The 20,379-nt window shown below is 39.9% G+C and carries 21 protein-coding genes and 1 pseudogene; 2 read left to right on the top strand and 20 right to left on the bottom strand.

Features of this window, described 5'->3' with window-relative positions; genetic code table 11:
• Window positions 1–6: 6 nt before the first annotated feature.
• The 5 genes from J2S11_RS00995 to J2S11_RS01015 form a co-directional block, all read right to left on the bottom strand.
• The gene (locus J2S11_RS00995; RefSeq protein WP_307389703.1) at window positions 7–1,035 is read right to left on the bottom strand and encodes a phosphotransferase; all 1,029 of its coding nucleotides are present in this window, start codon (window positions 1,033–1,035) and stop codon (window positions 7–9) included.
• A complete protein-coding gene (locus tag J2S11_RS01000; RefSeq protein WP_307389706.1) occupies window positions 1,032–2,036 on the bottom strand; it encodes a hypothetical protein in 1,005 nt (334 codons plus the stop codon). The genes J2S11_RS00995 and J2S11_RS01000 overlap by 4 nt, the downstream gene beginning before the upstream one ends.
• 14 nt (window positions 2,037–2,050) lie before the next feature.
• Window positions 2,051–3,265 (bottom strand): LysM peptidoglycan-binding domain-containing protein, encoded by a 1,215-nt coding sequence (locus J2S11_RS01005; protein WP_307389708.1) that lies wholly within the window; start codon window positions 3,263–3,265, stop codon window positions 2,051–2,053.
• Window positions 3,266–3,596: 331 nt separating this feature from the next.
• Window positions 3,597–3,980 carry an NINE protein gene (locus tag J2S11_RS01010; RefSeq protein ID WP_307389711.1) on the bottom strand — a complete coding sequence of 128 codons (384 nt, stop codon included), beginning with the start codon at window positions 3,978–3,980 and terminating at the stop codon, window positions 3,597–3,599.
• Between the two features lie 5 nt (window positions 3,981–3,985).
• Complete coding sequence (locus J2S11_RS01015; RefSeq protein WP_307389713.1) at window positions 3,986–4,294, bottom strand: TM2 domain-containing protein; 309 nt, start codon at window positions 4,292–4,294, stop codon at window positions 3,986–3,988.
• 141 nt (window positions 4,295–4,435) lie between these two features.
• Between J2S11_RS01015 and J2S11_RS01020 the strand changes: the two genes are divergently transcribed.
• On the top strand, window positions 4,436–4,699 hold the full coding sequence (locus J2S11_RS01020; RefSeq protein ID WP_343834518.1) for a YetF domain-containing protein: 264 nt from the start codon (window positions 4,436–4,438) through the stop codon (window positions 4,697–4,699).
• On the opposite strand, the pseudogene J2S11_RS01025 reads toward J2S11_RS01020, so the two are convergent.
• The 5 genes and pseudogenes from J2S11_RS01025 to J2S11_RS01045 form a co-directional block, all read right to left on the bottom strand.
• Window positions 4,668–4,760 (bottom strand): annotated as a pseudogene (locus J2S11_RS01025) (IS200/IS605 family transposase); the annotation flags it as partial. The gene J2S11_RS01020 and the pseudogene J2S11_RS01025 overlap by 32 nt on opposite strands.
• Before the next feature lie 202 nt (window positions 4,761–4,962).
• Window positions 4,963–5,370, bottom strand: coding sequence for a cupredoxin domain-containing protein (locus tag J2S11_RS01030; protein ID WP_307389716.1), 408 nt, complete (start codon window positions 5,368–5,370; stop codon window positions 4,963–4,965).
• Between the two features lie 209 nt (window positions 5,371–5,579).
• Complete coding sequence (locus tag J2S11_RS01035) at window positions 5,580–7,259, bottom strand: b(o/a)3-type cytochrome-c oxidase subunit 1 (protein ID WP_307389719.1); 1,680 nt, start codon at window positions 7,257–7,259, stop codon at window positions 5,580–5,582.
• Window positions 7,256–7,726 (bottom strand): cytochrome c oxidase subunit II, encoded by a 471-nt coding sequence (locus J2S11_RS01040; RefSeq protein WP_307389722.1) that lies wholly within the window; start codon window positions 7,724–7,726, stop codon window positions 7,256–7,258. Before J2S11_RS01040 ends, J2S11_RS01035 begins: the two co-directional genes overlap by 4 nt.
• Window positions 7,727–7,787: 61 nt before the next feature.
• Entirely contained in the window at window positions 7,788–7,970 is a 183-nt protein-coding gene (locus J2S11_RS01045; RefSeq protein WP_307389725.1) for a cytochrome c oxidase subunit 2A, read from the bottom strand.
• 457 nt (window positions 7,971–8,427) lie between these two features.
• Here J2S11_RS01045 and J2S11_RS01050 point away from each other — a divergent pair, with 457 nt between their 5' ends.
• Entirely contained in the window at window positions 8,428–9,258 is an 831-nt protein-coding gene (locus tag J2S11_RS01050; RefSeq protein ID WP_307389726.1) for a GNAT family N-acetyltransferase, read from the top strand.
• Window positions 9,259–9,365: 107 nt separating this feature from the next.
• On the opposite strand, the gene J2S11_RS01055 is transcribed toward J2S11_RS01050, so the two are convergent.
• The 10 genes from J2S11_RS01055 to hemB form a co-directional block, all read right to left on the bottom strand.
• Entirely contained in the window at window positions 9,366–10,106 is a 741-nt protein-coding gene (locus tag J2S11_RS01055) for a Crp/Fnr family transcriptional regulator (protein ID WP_307389729.1), read from the bottom strand.
• A gap of 151 nt (window positions 10,107–10,257) precedes the next feature.
• On the bottom strand, window positions 10,258–11,814 hold the full coding sequence (locus J2S11_RS01060; protein WP_370875413.1) for a family 10 glycosylhydrolase: 1,557 nt from the start codon (window positions 11,812–11,814) through the stop codon (window positions 10,258–10,260).
• A 72-nt stretch (window positions 11,815–11,886) separates the two neighbouring features.
• Window positions 11,887–12,570 carry a YesL family protein gene (locus J2S11_RS01065; protein ID WP_307389732.1) on the bottom strand — a complete coding sequence of 228 codons (684 nt, stop codon included), beginning with the start codon at window positions 12,568–12,570 and terminating at the stop codon, window positions 11,887–11,889.
• A gap of 56 nt (window positions 12,571–12,626) precedes the next feature.
• Entirely contained in the window at window positions 12,627–13,730 is a 1,104-nt protein-coding gene (locus J2S11_RS01070) for an ABC transporter ATP-binding protein (RefSeq protein WP_307389735.1), read from the bottom strand.
• Window positions 13,731–13,741: 11 nt separating this feature from the next.
• Window positions 13,742–14,641: a carbohydrate ABC transporter permease gene (locus tag J2S11_RS01075; protein ID WP_307389736.1), complete on the bottom strand. Its 900-nt coding sequence runs from the start codon at window positions 14,639–14,641 to the stop codon at window positions 13,742–13,744.
• Between the two features lie 13 nt (window positions 14,642–14,654).
• The gene (locus J2S11_RS01080; RefSeq protein ID WP_307389738.1) at window positions 14,655–15,575 is read right to left on the bottom strand and encodes a carbohydrate ABC transporter permease; all 921 of its coding nucleotides are present in this window, start codon (window positions 15,573–15,575) and stop codon (window positions 14,655–14,657) included.
• A 64-nt stretch (window positions 15,576–15,639) separates the two neighbouring features.
• Complete coding sequence (locus tag J2S11_RS01085) at window positions 15,640–16,959, bottom strand: ABC transporter substrate-binding protein (RefSeq protein ID WP_307389741.1); 1,320 nt, start codon at window positions 16,957–16,959, stop codon at window positions 15,640–15,642.
• Window positions 16,959–17,891, bottom strand: a complete 933-nt coding sequence (gene murQ / locus J2S11_RS01090) for an N-acetylmuramic acid 6-phosphate etherase (RefSeq protein ID WP_307389743.1) — start codon at window positions 17,889–17,891, stop codon at window positions 16,959–16,961. Before murQ ends, J2S11_RS01085 begins: the two co-directional genes overlap by 1 nt.
• Before the next feature lie 210 nt (window positions 17,892–18,101).
• A complete protein-coding gene (gene hemL, locus J2S11_RS01095; protein ID WP_307389746.1) occupies window positions 18,102–19,403 on the bottom strand; it encodes a glutamate-1-semialdehyde 2,1-aminomutase in 1,302 nt (433 codons plus the stop codon).
• Complete coding sequence (hemB, locus tag J2S11_RS01100) at window positions 19,393–20,379, bottom strand: porphobilinogen synthase (RefSeq protein ID WP_307389748.1); 987 nt, start codon at window positions 20,377–20,379, stop codon at window positions 19,393–19,395. Before hemB ends, hemL begins: the two co-directional genes overlap by 11 nt.

Genomic DNA, 20,379 nt, shown 5'->3' on the forward strand with positions numbered 1-20,379 from the left:
TGCTCTTTATTCATGTACTTCCTGAGCCAGCATTTCTTTCACAAATCTCCGAATGGGTCCCGTAGCTTTAATTAGTTTCTCCAAATATTTAGCGTGTTTCAATGGATGCCAGCTACGGATCGCCTGATAGTAATTCTCCATTTCTTTAAAGACCCTTTCTGGAAAAAGTAAAAAGATAGCCAATAGTATTTTATCTGCACGTGCAAGCTGAAATGCTTCTTCATATTTGGCTAGCCACTCAATGGCCACCCCCTCTGCCCCAAATGCTGTCTCCTGATGTCTCCTAAAAAAGAGAGCCAAATCTTTTGCTGGTGAGTCAAAGGAGGCGTAATCGAAGTTGATAAGATAAAATTGATTCTCTTTAGACTGGAGTACATGATTTCGATATACATGTCCATGACATAAAACTGTCTGACTAGACTTACTCAGATCTGCTTTGTCTTCCCATTGCTTTAGATAGTCGATGGCTCTTTGAGAAAGCTCAGTTAAATAATCAAAATGGGTAAGGAAAATGGCTTCAACCGGTGATTGCAGTTCACGGTCTTGGGCAAAGCTTCTAACTTCCTCCATTTTCTTAAGTCTTGAACTCCATCTATCAATTAATCTAGTAGTTGGTAATGAATGAGGCGTGTTTCGCTCAATACCAGTGTCTATAGACAAACTATGCAAATGAGCTAGTGCCATGAGCATTTTTTCTTCCCAATCCGCCCTATACTTGAACTCTATCTTATCCTCAACCCATGGAGTCAAATAATAAGTATCTCCTCCAATTTGAATAAAAGAATCCCCAAATTGATTGCAAACAGGAAAAAGCAGTTGAGAATATTGCTTTTCGCCTAATTTGGAGATTATTCGTTGGACAAACTCAACTTGCTGTGGCTCTGTCTGCATCTTCTTTAAGGCAAAATTCCCTCGTTGAGTATGAAGCTTCTGGACCTTACCGATATTCTCAATACGGTGCGGATGTAATCCGTATTCTCTAACCACAATTTCTATTTTCTCCTGCTGAATAAGTGGTTTCAGCAAACCAATCATAGTGACACAGCTTCCTCTCGTAAACGATCCGTTTTTTGTGCATACCAAAGCTGCAGCTGATCATATCTTTCTTGTTTTTGGCAGAGCTCCATCCAGTGGCTAATACTCTCCTCTTCCTCTGTGTTCTGCTTTAAATACTGCTCAATAAGTACAAAAAATTCCTGCGGATATATGAGCCAAGCTAGGATCTCAAAATGCTCTGCTATTGTAAGGTCATAGCTCTCGGCAATGCCACTTAAAAGCTGTTCTAGCTTAAAAAAATTTCCGTTTCCTCTTTCAAAAATCTCTTGTAAGACAAAGGACAGGCCTTGTAGTCCAATACTTGATCTGATCCTTTTGGAGGCATAAGCTAACCACTTTTCTTGATACAAGTAAAAGGAATGAAGCTCAGGCATAAATGGAGCCACAAAAGAAATTGAGTACTGTCTCAATAAAAGGGAAGCATCTTTCCAGCGCTTCTCTAGCTGCTTCCAATTAGAGCGAACGAGTGTAAGAAAGAGGCTCTCTGTCCGGGAATAAATAGCTTCTTTAAGCTTCAGCATATGTTCTGTCGAATATACACTCTGAAGGCTGATCTGTTTACACTTCCAATCTGAAAACTCCTTATGATACTTGTACCTCTCATTTAGCTCCTTCACAGAACGATACATGATACCTAAAACCTGCCCTGTAGCTAGGTAAATGTCTTCTGCTAACGACTCAGAGTATGTGAGTGATTCCTGCTCCAATTGATCACGAAGCACAATATACTGATCTTGAAAAGGACAAAAAGGAGCCCCGTCTCTCGTCCGAATGAACCGATCCGTAAGTCGAAGCCCTTTTTTTACTAGGTCCTCTCTCCATAAAAAGGAGTGATGTAATAAAACCCTATCCTCTAACACGATCGCCAATTTTGGGCCCCAATTTGTTTGTAACAAATACTCCGAACCATTGTGGATAACCTCGTCAATCTCAAAAAGATAATGCTGCCTTACCATCCTATACATGGTCGATTTATCCAATAGATCAGCCCCTTTTACGTTCTAGGAATATAGAGGATCTGACCAGAGCTAATTTCCTGTGTTTCAAGCTTATTAAAACGCATAATCTCAGTCACTCGTAAGTCGTAACGCTGGGCAATTTCCTCTAGGCTCTCATCCTTTTGAATAATACACATTTTTAATCGTGTTACATCATTCTCAGGTGTTTCCTTATAGGATAAAAGCTGTGATAGAAATGTTGAGGTAGCATCTTGGCTCCTTGTCTCCATTGATTCATCGTACGCTTCATCAAGATCTCGTAGCTCTTCTGATGGGGAAGCATGTAGATGTGTACGAATTTCCGAATCAAACGGAAGAACCTGGGTAGTATCTACTCCGCTATCTACTTCCCTATCTACTTCGCTATCTACTTCTTTCTCTACTTCGTTATCATGATCTAACTCACTATACTCATATTCTGCTTCGAGAATTGGTTTATCTCTTACCATCATTTCTTCTTCAGAGGTTTCATGGACCTCATCCCATTTTATAACGGAATCCTCTGAGGGGGTAGAGCGTGTTAAATTCCCTAGATAATCAAATGTTTGCTCATTATAAAGCTCAACCTCACTCTTTTGCGCTTGATCATCAGGCTGCTGAACCTTTGTAGGCTCTATTTGTCTATCCGGCTCTTGACTCTGAACTTCCTCCCCAGACAAATTCTCGCTCTCATTTGGGAAACTAAATTCTTGATCAAGTGGCTCTGCTCGAAGCTCATTTCCCTGCCTGGATAAAATAACATCCCTATGAGCTTCCGTTGCCACCCCTAAAATTGTTACATTTGCTTCAATATTTAGGCGATGTTGATCCACGATAGAGTAATCGAATTGGTCAATATTAACGAAAACCTGCTCTAAATCTTGAACCTTACTTGCAGGTATCGTTATGTCTACTGGGAAACGCTGTTCAATCTTACCTTTTAACTCTTTCTGATACACTTCCTTTTGCTCAACTCGAAACGGCTCATACTGCATTTGCTCAGCTAATGAGCTTGATTCGAGGTCTAAAGGAGTATCTTCCCCCTCCTCATCCGTGTCAAATCGACCGCTTAATTCTAAATACCCCTTAATTGAAACAAAACCATGATCCTCTTCAATTTCGATCACTGGCTCTAAAGAAAGTGCTGTAATATCTGCAGAACGTGAGTGATGATCTAGCCAAACCGACTCATTAAGTTGAAAGTTTAAAGGCCCCGATTGGTGTTGAGTCATTAGGATATCCTCCTTCCCAAAGTAAGCATTTACGATAATGTATATGGGAATGTCCTCTTAAATATGATTAGAACCCACTAAAGAACATTAGAAAATCTTGATACAATTGTATTCTTCAAATTTTATACTTTCTGGCTGCATGGAAGCTTCCTCTAATGAGGGACTAGACAACGTCTGCGAGAAAGCTTCTATAGTAGCTTTCTAAATACTATATACCTCTAAACTTATAATTTATAAATTCTGGAAGAGTTAAGAACTGAAATTTGATTATTTGGTTAGGATGTAAAAAAGCCCTTGTTTTAACAAGGACTTTTTTACCTGCATTATTCTTCTAGTACTCTCTTTGAGCTTCAGATAGAATCTCCGAGAGCAGCTGATCTTCGATCTTTTGATTCATTTTATCAACCTTTTTCTTTAACGTAAACAAATCATAAATGAACAAGCCTACCAGCAATAAAAGAAGAATTCCAAGTGGAATAAGTAAAATAATTAATTCAAATATAATAGCAATATAGTACAAAATAACCAATACGACATAAACCAACACTTGCAAAACACCCATAGCTGTATCGCCTAAATAAAATCGGTGTAGACCGAAAAAGCCAATAAAGAATAGTAAAAAAGATACTGCATGAGACTTAGTACGTTTCCTGTATTCTGATTCAAATACTAATAGCTGTTGAATGTCCAATTTACTTTTTGCTTCCATGCTCATAGGAACTAGGCTCTTTTTGCTTGAATGACTCTAAGAATGTCATTCTCGACCTGCTCATTGTGTTCTTTTACCATGCTATGTGTTAGGAATGCATCAACAATCCACCAGACACAAGTGACAATCAAACCGATAACAGTAATCGATAATATTAACATAGCGACTGCGCTACCCGTTTTACCCATGTAAAATCTATGACCACCAAAATAACCCAAGAACCACCATAGTAGATAGGCCACTACCATATTTTTAGATTTACTTCTTACCTCTGATTCTAAAAGCATAAGCTCTTTAGTATCAAGTTGACTTTTCATCATCATTGTACTATCCATTTTTACCCCCACTTTTTTCTATTACAATATTAAGAAATTCTATGTTATTAAATCGTTAACCAAAATATGTCTATACACAATTGCTAATATTTCGACAAAAAATGCAAGGCAATTTGAATTTCCCAAATGACCTTACATGATTTTATTGCTGCAATAACACTAGGGGGAATAACCGATAATTTGGCCTTTAACACGAAAATCGATATGCTGCATATTAGCTACTCCCTTATCATGTTTGGAGTAATTGCTATTTTGGTAACATGGCTTTCATTGAAAAGTCGACGTACAAGAAAATGGCTCTCAGGTCACCCAACAGTTGTTATTGAAGACGGAAATATATTAGAAGAAAATATGCGTAAAAGATCACTTTCCGTCTATACTTCGGGGTGAACACAATGTGGTATTTGCACATCTACTTCGTATGAGCTAGACTGTAGTTCTTATTTGCCATCTAAAACCATTCCTTTCACCCCTCCTGAACATCTCAATTTTATCGGAATGGTCTTGGTGGTCAAACCCTCGATCCCTCCACCCGCATAGCGGGTGGTTTTTTGTTTCGCTCGTTTCACGCACTCAACCGGCTAAAGCCTAAATAAAAAAAAACAAAAGCTCAAGCTAAGCTTTTGTTTGCATTCCTATGCATATGCTACGTATTATTGAACGATTAATTTAGCCGTCATGTCAGCATGACCTGTACCACACATAATGCTACAGATAATGTCATATTCTCCTGGCTCAAGAGTCGCTGTTTGAGATCCGTCACGACTAATATCAATATCTGTGCCTAAAATTTGAATTCCGTGCACACCTTCTGTATTAACTAGGTTAACCGTTACTTCTCCAGCAGAAACTACATACTCTTCTTGATCAAAGTCAAAGTTAGAAGCTTCGATTGTTACCTCATTAGAAGCATCCCCTGTAGCGTCACCATTTGTATCTCCTGGCTCTTCAACAGGTGTTTCTGTCCCGTTATTGTCTGTATTATTATCATCTGCACCACCACAAGCAGCAAGTGCTAGAGATAATACAAGTAGCATTCCTAGCATCCAAAACTTTTTCATCTTTCATCCTCCTTGCTTTTTTCTGTCTATACCTACTACTTTTATAAGGCTTTTAGAGATTAATGATAGCTACTATAAAAGTAGTAATTAATCTAATTATACTCCCTTTTCCCTAAAATCAAAGACTGTATATTAGACAACTTTGTTACTGAAATGTAGCTATTTTGTGAACTAACCCTGATGTTTCTCTAGCCCTAGAATGCCCACATTTACCAAAGTTTAAACCCTGGTGATCCTGGAGGAGCATACTGAATCATCTCTATCACGGGAACAATATAGGCAAGAACAATTAATATGATTGAGATCGCTATCCATAGATTCCAATTATCTAAGAACTTAGGTGTAGAGCCAGATGCAGGGTTCGGTTCTGCAATCGGGAACTCTTCATTCCCTCTAGGTGAGAAAAAGGCTGAACGAATCATGATAAAGATAAAGATTAAAATCGCAAAGAATAGTAATGATCCACCTATCGCCATAGCTGTTTTATACGGAATCCAGCTCAGAGCAACTGGATGATCTCCGTATGTAGTTAAATCCGTTCTTCTTGGTGCCCCTAATAGTCCAGACACATGCATAGCAGAGGACATAAAGAACATACCAATTGTCCAAAGAATGGTTTGAATAATCCCTAATCTATTTAATATCTTTGTTCTTTTGCGTCCTGTCAGATAAGGTACTAACCAATACGCTGCTCCAAAGAAGGTCAGGGCGACTGACGTACCAACTGTCAAATGGAAGTGACCAACAACCCACATCGTATTATGGATCACTTGGTTTAATTGAAAGCTAGCGTTAATTAATCCACCTGCTCCTGCTGGGATAAAAACAATCATACCCATCATAGGAGCAAAGAATCTTGCATCTCCCCATGGTAGCTTTTTCAGCCAGCCAAACATTCCTTTTGCTCCCTTTTCTCTTCCCGTTAGCTCAAATGTAGCGAACATCGAGAATGCTGTCATTAATGAAGGGATTACAACCATAAATGTTAAAACAACCTGTAAGTACTTCCAGAAAGGAGAGATTCCTGACTCTAAAAGCTGATGATGAAATCCAACTGGTATAGCAAACAAGAACAGTAAAATGAAGGCTATTCTTGCTAAAGCATCACTGAACACTTTCCCACCAATAATTTTTGGAATAATAACATACCAGCACATATAGGCTGGAAGTAACCAGAAATAAACAAGAGGGTGACCAAAATACCAAAACAGAGTTCGACTTAACAGGATATTAATCGATTCCACCCAACCGAAGGACCAAGGAATAAATTGAAACAGCACAGTTGCTGCAACCCCTAATGTAGCGACAAACCACATGAGCATCGTCACTACAGCCATAAAGCTGAATAATGGAGATAGCTTTCCTTTGTGAACTTTTTTCCAGTGTGCATATTGCAGACAAACGGCTGCTCCGCTAAACCAGCTACCCACTACAATAAGAGTAAGAGCAATATAATACCAAGGCGATGCCTGTAAGGGTGCGTAAAACGTATACAATACGGTAGCTTCGTTCTGTAAAATCATTACGACTCCGAGTGCTGTTCCTGCTGTCATCGTCCAAAAGCCTGACCATCCTAAGCGTCGAACAGCTAATGTTAATGAACCTGTTGTTTTACCTAATCCTGCTATAACAAAACCAAAGATAAAAAATGTTGTAAAGATAAGAGCTAATAATACCCCGTGTGCCGTAAGTAATTGATAATAGCCAATCCCAAAAGGAACCTCGATGACTCCGTTTCGGACTAATGTTTGCAGAAGACCTGCTATTGCTCCAAGTAAAAGAGCAATAAAGGCAACCCATAAATGAGCTAGGCTAAGCTTCGCTGATGCTTGATGTACCGCAGACTCTAATAAAAATTGACTTCGTTTTACCTGTCGTTCCGTACTCATTCTACCACCTCAATTCTAGTTCCCATAAACTGATGACCTGTACCACAATATTCATTACATACCATCAAGTACTCTCCGGCATCTTTAAAAGTATGTGTTATACGATTAATATGACCTGGAGTAACCATCATGTTTACGTTCGTTTGCGCTACGGCTAAACCGTGAACGACATCAGGGCTAGTTACAATAAAATGTACCTTTGCTCCTTTAGGAATTTCAATGTCACTTGGCTGGAAAGCAAAAGCCTGAGCCACAATCACTAGCTCATATTCTTGATCCCCAATTTGCTTTAAACCTGGATTATCAAAAGGTGGTGTCTCCCGAACCTTCTGCGGATCTATTGTCTCATCATCACTCGGTGGTTCATGTCCCATGGCAAAGGCTCCAATTCCTACGATAAGTAAAAACAGTGCCAGGACCCCCGTTCCAAAAATAAGCCATATTTTTTCATATTTATATAAGTGCATCTTCTCACCTGCTTTTTCCGATTTATAAATACTTTAATTGAATGAAAGCGCTGTCCTTTTGTCACAGCCTATTCAAATACAAGGAAAATACGCCGAACCATGTAGCCAGTAAAAATCCACCAATAAGCAGTACTAACGTAAACGTTCCAATGAGTTGTTTTTCTTCAGGTGCTTCATGTTTTGGCTTCATAACCTTCTCTGCTCGAGATGGCTTATTGGTTGCTGTAGGGATTGATTCCTTCATTGCTGACCTCCCCTTTCCTTTAATCTGATTTCATTGTAAAACGACCACACCAGTTAGATTGTGATATTTATCACATTCTAAAATAATATTTTGACAACTTTATAACTTTGAAAAGCATGACCATTTTTTAAAGCAACTTGACAGCTAAATTTAATTGGTATTATTGCGGGTATTGGACCCGCCGTTATTAGTCAGTTTCGTTACTTTGGATTGCCCCTAGTCGCCATTGCTCTTGGGTCTATTGAATTTAAACGCTTAACTTCTCTATAGAAAAGGAAGGAAAAAGCTATGAATCAGCAGGATATGGATAAAAAAAAGAGAATATTGCTAGAGGCTACGGAGCCTTTTTGCTAATCAAGGCGCATTGATGCAATCTCAGTACGTGAGATCTGTTCCACGGCAAATGTGATTGTGTCCGCCAATGAACGATCCTATTCAGGATTTAAAGGAGAAAAATATGTTAACGACACAACAATTAAACAATATTGAACAATTGCAAAAAGAGTGTGAAACACATGATCATTTACAGCTAAAGCTTAACTGGGAATTACTTAGAAGCCGCGGGACGGATCAGCTGGATTTTCTTCATTATGAAAATGGTGAGCTTGTAGCGTTTTTAGGATTGTACGCTTTTGGTTCTACAGTCGAAGTATGTGGCATGGTTCATCCAAGTAAACGACGAAGAGGACATTTTCAGCACTTGTTCCAATTAGGAATGGAGAAGGTCAAACAAAACGGATACAAGAAAATCTTGCTGAATGCCCCTGCGGGCTCCGATACCGCAAAAGCTTTCTTGAGTAAACAAGGTGCTGAGTATGCCTTCTCTGAGCATCAAATGCAATGGCAAGAAAGACTTCTTGAAGCAACAGATGGTATTCTTCTGAGACAAGCAACAGTAGAAGATTATGATATGCGCGTACGAATATCCGTTACGGCGTTCGGGCTGGACGAAGAAGACGCTAGATTGATGGAAAGCGAAACCTTAGGGGATAACACTGAATTACTCATGATTGTCGTGGATAAAAGAACGGTAGGGAAAATTCGGGTAAGTCGGGAAGAGGGGCAAGCATGGATATATGGATTTTCTATTTTGCCAGAATACCAGGGCAAAGGAATAGGCAGAAAAGTGTTGCGCCGAGTCATTAAAGAGCAGAACTTGGCTGGTTACTCCGTACACTTGGAAGTTGAAACGAAAAACGATCATGCACTAGGGTTATATGAATCGGTTGGATTCAAAGCGGTACATGCACAAGATTACTATACGTATCAACTGATTCCCTCTAAATAAATTTGCGCTTGCGTTAAAGTATACTAATGTAAAAAGGAGATATCTCTAAGATCACTCCATGATCCTTTGAGACATCTCCTTTATTTTAATTTGCTTAGAGTATTCCTTTATAGCCTGCAGATTTCCTTCGGGCAGCCTTCGCAATGACATATATTCTGTAGCCTTTTCATATCTAGGATAACAAGATGTCCTTGAGCATTATCAACAATCTGTTCCTTCCTCAAATGGCTTAACAGACGGTTCACTGTCTCTCTTGTTGCCCCAATAAGATTAGCTATTTCAGTGTTCGTAAACTTTTTGGTCATGACTATTTTACTGCCTTGCTCCTCCCCATAGCTATTCGCCATCCTTATCAAAGTAGAAGCCAAAGCTCCATCCTTACCGTATAGGAGCAAATCTCTCATTTTGTACTGTGTACACGTATGCATATCTGCCAGCCATTTTAATATTTCTAAAGCAAGGTCATGATCCTGCCATAATAAAAGCTCCAGGTCATGCTTGCTAATTACACCAAGCTCACAAGCTTCTTGAGCTATAGCTGTAAAACCAAATTGGGTCTGCACTGAAAATGAATATTCCCCGAGCATATCTCCCTCACGGTAGTAAAATAAATCATAATCTCTTCCATCAGCTGATGGCTTTGTTAGCTTAACCGAACCACTTAAAATATAATAAAGTTTATCTGCCTTTTCTCCTTCAAGAAAAATAGGGGTATCCGCTGCCATTTTTACCGTTGTCATAATGTCTTTTAACTTTAATAGACTTTTCTCCGAAAAATGAGCTGTATTAGATGTTGAAACACCGTTATGGACTAGGTTTATTGAACACTTCTGAATATGTTTTTGCATACCTAACACCATCCTTCTTTGTGAATGAATTCACTATCTCTTACTCTTATCATAATCATTTATGATGGTAAAAGGAGGATGATATTGTGTCAAATTACGTACATTACTAGGAAAATGACAAGAAAAGCGCTTGAACCTCCTATTTTTATATTTATGGCAAAATTACATCTGCCTTTGTTACCTCTCTAGGCTTCACTTGAAGCAGCTGCTTGTTTAGAGGTCCACCAGCTATCGTGATAAAGTATTGTCCAGGTAGTAAATCAGTTACACCAAAATACCCATTACTATCCGTCTCAAAAGCACCTATTATAGTTGGACCATTGTTTCCTCTACTTAAAGTAATAGGTACACCTGTTAAAGGTTCACCGTTCTTGTTTACAAGCCTCCCTAATAGATGTCCATTTGATGCTTCTTTCCAAGAATGTGTTGGCACGTTCATCTCAGTTGAAAACGGAGGGCTCCCCCCATTCCACTCTGTAGACTCTACTAAGGATTGTAATAGATGTGCTCTTGGGCTATTGTCATTACTCCAAACATTGTAGACATACGGACTAATTCCTTCCACATGTTGACCTGCTTGAGATGGAGCTAACGCTCTATTAATCTGTGAAATACTATTAGGAATTGTATTCATATAGAGAGCTGGTCCAATCACCATTCCGCGATTGCGCGGTAGGTCTTTTTGCCATTCAATCCAGGCATTATATCGATTTGCACGTGCAGGATCTGCATCATTGTCGTAGTTCATTACGAATGTGTAATCAAGATAGCCTTCCTGTACCCATTTTTTCCAGTTCTGATGGGCCCGCTGTACAGGATCTAAATTCCACCAGTCATTCGTTCTTGGATCAGCAAAGCCCCATGATAAAACAGCTGCGCTGACTACTGTATCTATATTGATGGCTGTTGCTTCTAAATATATACGTTTAACAGCTGCATCAACCTGCTGAACCTTCCATTCAAGCCACTCCTGATCAGAAGGATGAGGTCGATCTAAACGTCCCGTTTCCTCTTGGAACCTTTGTAGAGCTGTAGGGTTGTAACCGTACCATCCAAATGGCTGCCCTCCTGGATTTTCAGGATAGCGTACATAATCTAGATGAATACCATCCACTTGATAATGAGTTAAAAGATCTTGCACAATATGCACAAAATGCTCCACAACCTCAGGGTGACCAAAGTCAACATACGGCTGCATCACATTACCGATTGAACCGTCATAGCCTTTGGTAATCCACGTCTCTTCATCAGAAGCATGTGGTCCATATACGTTATAAATGTGGTTAGGGTCCTGAGGAGCACCACCATAAATGCTGTGCCACATTGGCCCCAATACGACCCAGGCGTGGACCTCAATCCCTTCCTGATGAGCCTTCTCTAGCAAATACCCTAGCGGATCAAAGCCAGGTACAACGCTCGGGTCTTGAGTAAATGGTAAATACTCACTCACATAATAAGCATCATGCCGACGGACTACCTGAGCAATAATAGCGTTCATATTTGCCGCCTTTACATCGGCTACAAGCTGATCAATTTGCTGTGGGGATTTTAACCCTAACTCAAAGGCTTGTACCCAAAAAGCCCGATAAGAACCATCCTCTTCCCCTGTAGAAGCCTGAGCTTGTACACCTTGAAAAGAAATTCCTCCTAGCACCAAAATGACAATCCCTACGACTAACAAAATACGTTTTACACCTGACAATCGCACCTACTCCCTTCTTTAATGTATTGTTTACATCAACAATCAAAAATGAAGAATCCCCCTCTCTTCTCATAATGATTAATTTTCAGAACTAGATAAGGTAAGCTCTGTATCCTGACTTGGATCAAAGCGTGATACAATATTTGCCGTAAGTAGATGAGACAACACCGTATAGACACCAGGAAACAGAAATAAGAATCCAACCACAGTCAAAGCTAGTAAAACTCCTAAAGAAAGAATCTGAATGAATGCTCCAAGTGTATAAAGTGGGTATTTAATTAACAGCTTTAAGCTAAGTAGCATACTTTCCTTCAAGGAATGCTTGTATTTCACATATAATGGGATCGTATAGATTTGACTAACCAATATCATAGAAACAAAGTAGGTTTGAAAGCAGGCTAGTACAAAGGTAGGATAGCTTTCCGTCTGTCCCCAATACCACCAAGAGGAAATAACAATAAAGATAAAAAAGCTTGCCGCAACACTAAAGCAAAGCCCACCCCAAAAATAGGTTTTTAAACCTTTAAAAAATACCTTGATTCCAACTTTTTCTCCCTCTAGTGCCTGTTGATTCGAATAGGTTAATACCATTTGCAAGGGGCCTAAAAGCAAGACAATATAGACAAAGGAATATGGAATAGGGATGAGAAAAAAAGAAGGAGATAAAATGACTACACACAACAAACTGAGTAAAACAAGAAGGACAATATGCTGGTAAAACTCCTTTACAGCCATTCGTAGAACATGTGTTAAGCTACCCACAGCCTTCTCCTCCTAACCTCTTGGATACTCACATCATCGTGAATGATGCTTCCAATTTATATTCGCTGCTCTGTTTGCTTATCAAATAAATGCATACGACTTAGGTTAAAGACAAAATCATGCTGAGATCCTGCATGAATGACACTCTCCCCATTTACTTTCGCTGTCACCATTCGTTCTCCTACTTGAAAGTAAACTAAATTCTCACCACCAAGGTGCTCAACTACGTCAACCTTAACACTGATCTTGTTTTGCATAGGGATATTAAAAGCAAAATTTACATCATATATATCCTCTGGTCTCAAACCAAATATAACTTCTTTTCCATCATAAGCCTTATAACTTTCTATTAGATTAGCAGGAATTTCATAGCTTTGCTGTTCCACCCATAGCTTATTTTGCTCGAGTCTAGCATTCATAAAATTCATAGGTGGAGACCCTATGAAGCCAGCCACAAACATGTTGATGGGATTGCGGTAAAGCTCTCTCGGAGAGGCAATCTGTTGTATGACGCCATGATTCATAACCACAATTCGTTCACCTAGGGTCATGGCTTCAACCTGATCATGTGTAACGTATACGATCGTAGCCCCTAATCTTTTATGTAATTGAGCCAGTTCAATTCTCATTTGTACTCGTAATTTGGCATCTAGATTGGAAAGCGGTTCATCGAATAAAAATACTTTGGGATTACGCACAATGGCTCGACCTACAGCTACACGCTGACGCTGTCCCCCACTTAGCTCCTTTGGCTTACGATTAAGTAATTCAGACAAACCTAAGATTGATGAGGCATAATCCACCTTTTCCTTAATTTCTTCTTTAGGATGCTTCATATTCTTGAGTCCGAAGGATAAATTTTCTTCAATAGACATATGTGGATATAAAGCGTAATCTTGGAACACCATGGCAATGTCCCTATCCTTTGGATGCATACGATTAACAATCCGATCTCCAATTAGAATGTCTCCTTCTGTTTGCTTTTCAAGCCCTGCTATCATTCTTAAGGAGGTTGTTTTGCCACATCCCGAAGGGCCAACAAATACTACGAACTCTTGATCCTTAATCTCAAAGCTGGCATCCTTAACGGCAGTGAAGGTCCCGCCCTTTTTATCATCCATAAACGTCTTCGTTACACGTTGAAACTGTATGTTTGCCATCTGGAGATCACCTAGCCTTTCACTGCTCCAATAGTAATTCCTTGTAGGAAATAACGCTGCAAGGCGAAAAATAAAATAAACATAGGTAGCGCAGCTAAAACAGAACCCGCCATTAAAGCTCCATAGTCTGTTGCATCCTGAAACTTAAAGCTTGCTAATCCAACCTGTATTGTTCTCATTGAGCTTGACTGAGTAACTAGAAAGGGCCAGAAAAACTCGTTCCATGTCGCCACAAATGTAAATATCGCTAGTACAGCTAAGCCCGGCTTTGATATAGGAAGAATAACCTTACGAAACACCCTCAGCTCACTACAGCCATCAATTCTAGCTGCATCTATTAGTGTTGAAGGCAAGGTAGACATATACTGCTTCATTAAAAAGATATTCCCTACACTGACGATCATAGGTAGCATGATTGCTGTATACGTATTACCTAGATTAAACACATTCACAACCATAATATAGACCGGAATTAAAGTGACCTGAGCAGGGATCATCATCGTGGCAAGTAAAACCCAAAAAATCGTATTCCTCCCAGGAAACTTAAGCTTAGCGAACGCATAACCCGCCAAGGAAGCAAAAATAACATTAGAGATTGTTAAAATTGTAGAAACATACAAGCTATTTAGTAGCCACCTAATCGCATCTGTTGTGGTTAAAAAGCGAATATATGTAGATATACTCATATTTGATGGAAACCATTCCGGTCGAAATGAAGCTGAAATAGCGGTATCTCTGAAGGACGAGATAAACATCCAATAGAGTGGAATCATCGTTATAATGACCCAACCAATCAACAATCCATAGCTAATGACACGAAAGAGGATACGCTTTCGAATTCTTTTTTGCTCAGCTTGTAAATCTTCTTGTAGTTGCTGCTGTAGAGGAGCTGGATTTGTATTGATCTGCATCTCTCATTCCCCCTTAGTATTCCACATCACTAGATAGGACTTTGAATTGAACAATAGAAGCCACAATAATGACAGCTCCTAAGACAAAGGATTCTGCTGCTGCCAGTCCGAATTTATAATAGACAAACGCATGCTGATAAATCAGATAGGCAATTGTTGTTGTAGCAAAGTTAGGTCCCCCTTGAGTCATAATATAGATGCTCATAAAAACCTGAAACGAGTAAATTATTCCGATTACAAGCAAATATAAAGTTGTTGGCCTTAGTAAGGGCCATGTGATATTCCGAAATTTAGACCACGCACTAGCATAATCAATATCTGCTGCTTCATATAACGTTTTAGGTATTCCACCCATAGAAGCTAAATACAAAATGAGACCTGCTCCATGTCCGGTCAAATACGTCATAAACATGATTGAAAACATCGCTGTATTGCTTCGACCAAGCCACATCACATTGTCCATTCCAAAGAGACCCAGTACCATATTTAATAACCCTGTTGTAGTAGGATCATAAATCCAAAACCAGACAAGAGCAATCGTTACACCGGATGCTACTGTTGGTAGGTAGAGGGTAGCCTTAAAAAATGTTTGCACCCTTGATGTTCGTGGAAAAATGAGCACAGCTAGACATAACGTAATCGCTACATTTAGAGGAACCGTGCCTACTGTGAAAATAAATGTGTTCCACATGGACTTCCAGAAAATAGGATCATTAACCATTGTCCTATAATTATCCAGACCAATCCAAGTTGAACCGAGTACATGATACTCCTGGAAGCTCATCACTAATGCATATCCAACTGGATAGAGTGTAAACACTAGAAATAAAAGAACAGGTGCAGCAATAAATACGTAGCACCAGCCATAGTCTCTAAAAAATTGTCCAGTCCTGCTAAACGCGGGCTTTTGTGAGGTTTGTTTTGCTGCTTTCATTTCAGAGCCCCTCTTCATATCAGGGAGAGGAACCCCCTCTCCCCATTAATATTTCCTCGTTCAGTTATTGCCCAAATATAGTTTGATTGGCCTGTTTAAACCTATCTAATGCTTGTTCTGGACTCATTTCTCCATTCAATACGCCTTGGAAGGTTGGAATAATAACCTCCGTTCTAAACTGATCATCCAGTGCTCCAACTTCAATGCTGATATCGTTTGGAGGAAGGACAAGACCAGCCAATACATTCGCTGCCTCTTCATTATAAGGAGCTACCTTTGATTCGAATTTACCTTCAGCTCCTTTATGCACAGTAGGTAAAGCTAGGTCTACAGCAGCCTTTCCAGCTTCTGCACTTGTAAGATGCTCCAGGACCTTGATACTATTAGCCACATGCTCATCACTGGCATTTCTTTGGGTGAAGAGCATGTATCCCTCTGCTCCACCGAAGGCAATCTGCTGTTCCCCTTCATTATGAGGAATTGGTAAAAGGATAAAATCAATTTTTTCTCCTTCAATTTCTCCCTCTTCGATTTGCTGATTACGTGCTTCTACTACAGGGTCAAAATAAGGAATAGCTCTGCCAAAGAATAAAGCCTGGTGATTATAAAATAACTCCATTCTCTTAGCCGGATCAATAGCAGCCGTTTCTCTTGGCATAATGCCTTCATCTAACAAGCTTCTAATGTATTCCATCGTCTCAAGGATTTCATCACCCGTCCAAGTTAAAGCGCCTGAGGTATCTACACGGTAAGGTAGACCATTGTTCATAGCTAAATGCACAAGAAGCTCCTCATTGGTTCCTTGGAAGACAAAGCCATACTGCTGATCCCCTGCACTGTTAGTCTGGTTTGCTTTTGCAGCCAGTTCCTTAAATTCACTCCACGTCCAGCCGTTACGCTGAATCTTTTCGTAGTCAATTCCTGCTTCCTCCATAAGCTGCTTGTTTCCTCCCCAAACGTGAAGAAACATGTAGATTGGTAGTCCGTATAATCCTCCGTCATAGCTCATGTGCTCGATTGCTACTTGATCAAAATCACTCACATCAACATTCAGCCTATCCTTAAGGTCAACGGTTAAGCCTGTTTGCACATATTTAGCCTGTGGCTTACCAAAGTAAATATCAGGTGGGGTTCCTGAGTTTAAAGCAATGTCAAATTTCTGTGGTCCTTCTGCCCAGGATAGATATTCATATTCGATTTTAATATTTTCATTTTCTGCTTCAAAGGATTTTATAAGCTCTTTCAACTCATCCTCATATTCTTCATGCACAGGATACGTCCATACTTTAACCGTATCTGTAGCTCCCGAACCACCTGTGTTATTACTACAAGCAGACACAAAAATTAAAGCGAAAATAAATAGTAACCATACGCCCTTTTTCATCATGATCCCCCTTTATACATTGTCATATTATTATCATAGGCTCTTATAGCCTTATGAACCGAACCTGATTCCTTCTGTAGCAGACTCTCAGCTGTTTGAACATCAATTTGACAATGGTGCATAACAATCGCAAGCTTCGGTCGTTCTCCTGACTCCTTGAATAGCCGCTGAGCTTCTTCCTTTGAGCAGCCAGTTGCTATCGCAATAATATGCTGGGCTCGATCAATTAATTTCTTGTTTAACGGCTGAACATCAACCATTAGATTATCATATACCTTACCCAGCTTAATCATGGCTGCCGTCGTAAGCATATTAAGCACTAGCTTCTGCGCTGTTCCTGCTTTCATTCGAGTTGAACCTGAGATAACCTCTGGCCCAACCTCAATTGAAATATGTAGATCACCATACTCATGTAATTTAGCCTTTGCATTACAAGTAAACGAAACAGTTTTAGCCCCTCTTTTACGCGCCTCTTTAAGTGCCCCAATGACATAAGGAGCTCTTCCGCTAGCCGTAATTCCTATAACAATATCCTGTTCCGAAATGTCCTTCTGATCCATATCAAGAGCTCCTAGTTCTTCACTATCTTCGGCTCCTTCCACTGCTTGAAAGACAGCTTGATCTCCACCAGCGATTATACCTTGCACTAAATGAGGCGGAGTTCCGTACGTTGGAGGACATTCTGAGGCATCAAGCTTACCTATTCGACCACTTGTACCTGCACCTACATAAATCAGTCTACCTCCACTGTTTATCGACTTAACAATCTCATTGACAACTAAAGCAATTTGTGGAATTTCCTCTTTAATCTTAATCGGGACCAAATGATCTTCTTCGTTGATCGTCTCTAATATCTCTGTGGTGGTTTTCCTGTCAATTTGAGAGGATCTCTGATTTTGCTGTTCCGTAATTAAGCTCTTAATATTTTCCATGGAAACATCCTCCACTTTTGTTTATACTGCTATTATAAAATAATAAAAAATTATGTCAATATTAATATTTTTCTGTAAAATAAATTTTCAATGTCTTATACTCTATGCTTCATAAATCTTTTTCATGCAAAAAACCTCAGCCACTTATGTTGGGCCAAGGTTTTTTATAAATTAATTATTCATAATTAGCGTATGGATAAAATCATTGATTTATCGATTTTCAGCAATTAATGTTTCAAGTGCACGATCATTAGCTTGAATAGTAAAGTCTAGATCCTCTTGCGTATGAACAATTGAAATAAACATTCCTTCATATTGAGACGGTGGAATGTATACCCCATACTCAGCCATCAATTGAAAATACCTAGCAAAGCGTTTTAAGTTCGATGCGCTTGCTTGCTGGAAATTATGCACAGGTCCTTCATTAAAGAAAAATCCTACCATGGAGCCTACTCTGTTAATTGTATAAGGAATTCCATGCTTTTCTGCATTGTGACGTATGCCCTGCTCTAGGTACGCGCCTTTTTCCTCTAGTAGCTCATAGCTTTCAGGTGTCATTAAGGACAATGTCTCATATCCAGCCGTCATAGCTAGCGGATTTCCAGAAAGTGTGCCTGCTTGATAAATTGGCCCTACCGGAGCAACCTGCTCCATGATTTCCTTTTTACCACCGTAAGCACCTACAGGTAAACCACCACCGATTACTTTTCCAAAGCAGGTCAAATCTGGGGCGATATTGAATCTCCCTTGAGCACAGCCATAATCAACACGGAAGCCTGTCATAACCTCGTCAAAAATAAGCAATGCTCCATTTTCCTCCGTAATCGATCTCAAGCCTTCTAAAAAGCCAGGCTGTGGAGGTACAACACCCATATTTCCAGCTACAGGCTCTACAATAATAGCAGCAATATCACCTCCAAATTGCTCAAAAGCTGCCTTGACGCTTTCCAAATCATTGTAGTGTACAGTAATCGTGTGATTAGCTATGGATTCCGGGACGCCTGGTGAATCTGGTAGAGCTAGAGTGGCAACACCAGAGCCAGCTTTTATCAAAAGGGAATCAGCATGTCCATGATAGCAGCCAATAAACTTGATAATTTTGTTCTTTTTTGTGTAGCCTCTCGCTAGTCTTAACGCGCTCATTGTTGCCTCAGTACCTGAGTTGACCATTCTTACGATATCCACCGCAGGGACTCGATCGACAACAAGCTGAGCGAGCTTCGTTTCAATCAACGTTGGCGCTCCAAAGCTCGTTCCATTTTCAGTCACTTTCTTTAAAGCTTCCACAACCTGTGGATGAGCATGTCCGGCAACTAGTGGTCCCCAAGAAGCAACATAATCAACAAATTCATTACCATCTAAATCATAGACCTTCGAGCCTGCCCCACGCTCAAAGTAAATAGGATTCATTTCTACTGATTTTAGAGCACGAACCGGGCTATTCACTCCACCAGGAATGACTTTTTTTGCTTCTTCAAACGCGTTGATCGATTTTTCATATCTATGACTCATTTTGATCATCTCCCAACCATTTTGCTACTTCCTTAGAATGATACGTAAGAATCATGTCTGCTCCAGCCCTTTTGAAACCCGTTAATAATTCTAAAACTACTTTCCGCTCATCAATCCAGCCCTGCAACCCTGCAGCTTTAACCATGGAATACTCTCCACTTACATTATACGCAATCACAGGGAAGGCAAATTGATCCTTCACTTCTCTAATAATATCCATGTACGCCATAGCTGGTTTAACAATGAGCATATCCGCTCCTTGCTCGATATCAGCCTGAGCCTCACGAAGCGCCTCTAGTCGATTAGCTGGATCCATTTGATAGGTTCGGCGATCTCCAAATTGAGGTGTGGAATGGGCCGCATCTCGAAATGGTCCATAGAAGGAAGACGCGAATTTTACCGCATAGGACATGACCGGAACATTTTCAAATCCAGCTTCATCTAACCCCTTACGAATAGCATAAACAAAGCCGTCCATCATATTAGATGGAGCAATGACATCTGCACCAGCCTCAGCCTGTGAAACAGCCGTCTGTGCTAACAGCTCTAAAGATTCATCATTAAGAATCTGTCCTTCCCTTACAACTCCGCAGTGCCCGTGGTCTGTAAACTGGCAAAGACAGGTATCTGCTATAACGACTAGTTCTGGAGCTATTTTCTTTACAACACGAATCGCTTCCTGCACAACCCCATGCTGATGATACGCTTGTCCTCCTACTGCATCCTTCTCATCTGGAATACCAAATAAAATAATAGAGGGAATGCCAAGCTCTTTAATCTCCTGAATCTCCGCTGGCAATAGATCTAATGAAAAGTGATAAACGCCTGGCATTGAAGGTATTTCTTTCTTAATGTTCTCCCCTTCCACAACAAACAACGGATAAATCAAATCATTAACTGAAAGGGTTGTCTCTCGAACCATCTTACGTAATCCTGTACTTGAACGTAATCTACGATGTCTGGCAAACTCACTCAT

The organism is Bacillus horti, from assembly GCF_030813115.1.
Lineage (GTDB): Bacteria > Bacillota > Bacilli > Caldalkalibacillales > JCM-10596 > Bacillus_CH > Bacillus_CH horti.

Excerpts from the sequence above, each read along its gene's own strand:
- J2S11_RS00995 (WP_307389703.1), bottom strand. The coding sequence starts at position 1,035 with ATGATTGGTTTGCTGAAACCACTTATTCAGCAGGAGAAAATAGAAATT.
- J2S11_RS01005 (WP_307389708.1), bottom strand. The coding sequence starts at position 3,265 with ATGACTCAACACCAATCGGGGCCTTTAAACTTTCAACTTAATGAGTCG.
- J2S11_RS01010 (WP_307389711.1), bottom strand. The coding sequence starts at position 3,980 with ATGAGCATGGAAGCAAAAAGTAAATTGGACATTCAACAGCTATTAGTA.
- J2S11_RS01015 (WP_307389713.1), bottom strand. The coding sequence starts at position 4,294 with ATGATGAAAAGTCAACTTGATACTAAAGAGCTTATGCTTTTAGAATCA.
- J2S11_RS01020 (WP_343834518.1), top strand. The coding sequence starts at position 4,436 with ATGACCTTACATGATTTTATTGCTGCAATAACACTAGGGGGAATAACC.
- J2S11_RS01030 (WP_307389716.1), bottom strand. The coding sequence starts at position 5,370 with ATGAAAAAGTTTTGGATGCTAGGAATGCTACTTGTATTATCTCTAGCA.
- J2S11_RS01035 (WP_307389719.1), bottom strand. The coding sequence starts at position 7,259 with ATGAGTACGGAACGACAGGTAAAACGAAGTCAATTTTTATTAGAGTCT.
- J2S11_RS01040 (WP_307389722.1), bottom strand. The coding sequence starts at position 7,726 with ATGCACTTATATAAATATGAAAAAATATGGCTTATTTTTGGAACGGGG.
- J2S11_RS01045 (WP_307389725.1), bottom strand. The coding sequence starts at position 7,970 with ATGAAGGAATCAATCCCTACAGCAACCAATAAGCCATCTCGAGCAGAG.
- J2S11_RS01050 (WP_307389726.1), top strand. The coding sequence starts at position 8,428 with ATGTTAACGACACAACAATTAAACAATATTGAACAATTGCAAAAAGAG.
- J2S11_RS01055 (WP_307389729.1), bottom strand. The coding sequence starts at position 10,106 with ATGCAAAAACATATTCAGAAGTGTTCAATAAACCTAGTCCATAACGGT.
- J2S11_RS01070 (WP_307389735.1), bottom strand. The coding sequence starts at position 13,730 with ATGGCAAACATACAGTTTCAACGTGTAACGAAGACGTTTATGGATGAT.
- J2S11_RS01075 (WP_307389736.1), bottom strand. The coding sequence starts at position 14,641 with ATGCAGATCAATACAAATCCAGCTCCTCTACAGCAGCAACTACAAGAA.
- J2S11_RS01080 (WP_307389738.1), bottom strand. The coding sequence starts at position 15,575 with ATGAAAGCAGCAAAACAAACCTCACAAAAGCCCGCGTTTAGCAGGACT.
- J2S11_RS01085 (WP_307389741.1), bottom strand. The coding sequence starts at position 16,959 with ATGAAAAAGGGCGTATGGTTACTATTTATTTTCGCTTTAATTTTTGTG.
- murQ (WP_307389743.1), bottom strand. The coding sequence starts at position 17,891 with ATGGAAAATATTAAGAGCTTAATTACGGAACAGCAAAATCAGAGATCC.
- hemL (WP_307389746.1), bottom strand. The coding sequence starts at position 19,403 with ATGAGTCATAGATATGAAAAATCGATCAACGCGTTTGAAGAAGCAAAA.
- hemB (WP_307389748.1), bottom strand. The coding sequence starts at position 20,379 with ATGAGTGAGTTTGCCAGACATCGTAGATTACGTTCAAGTACAGGATTA.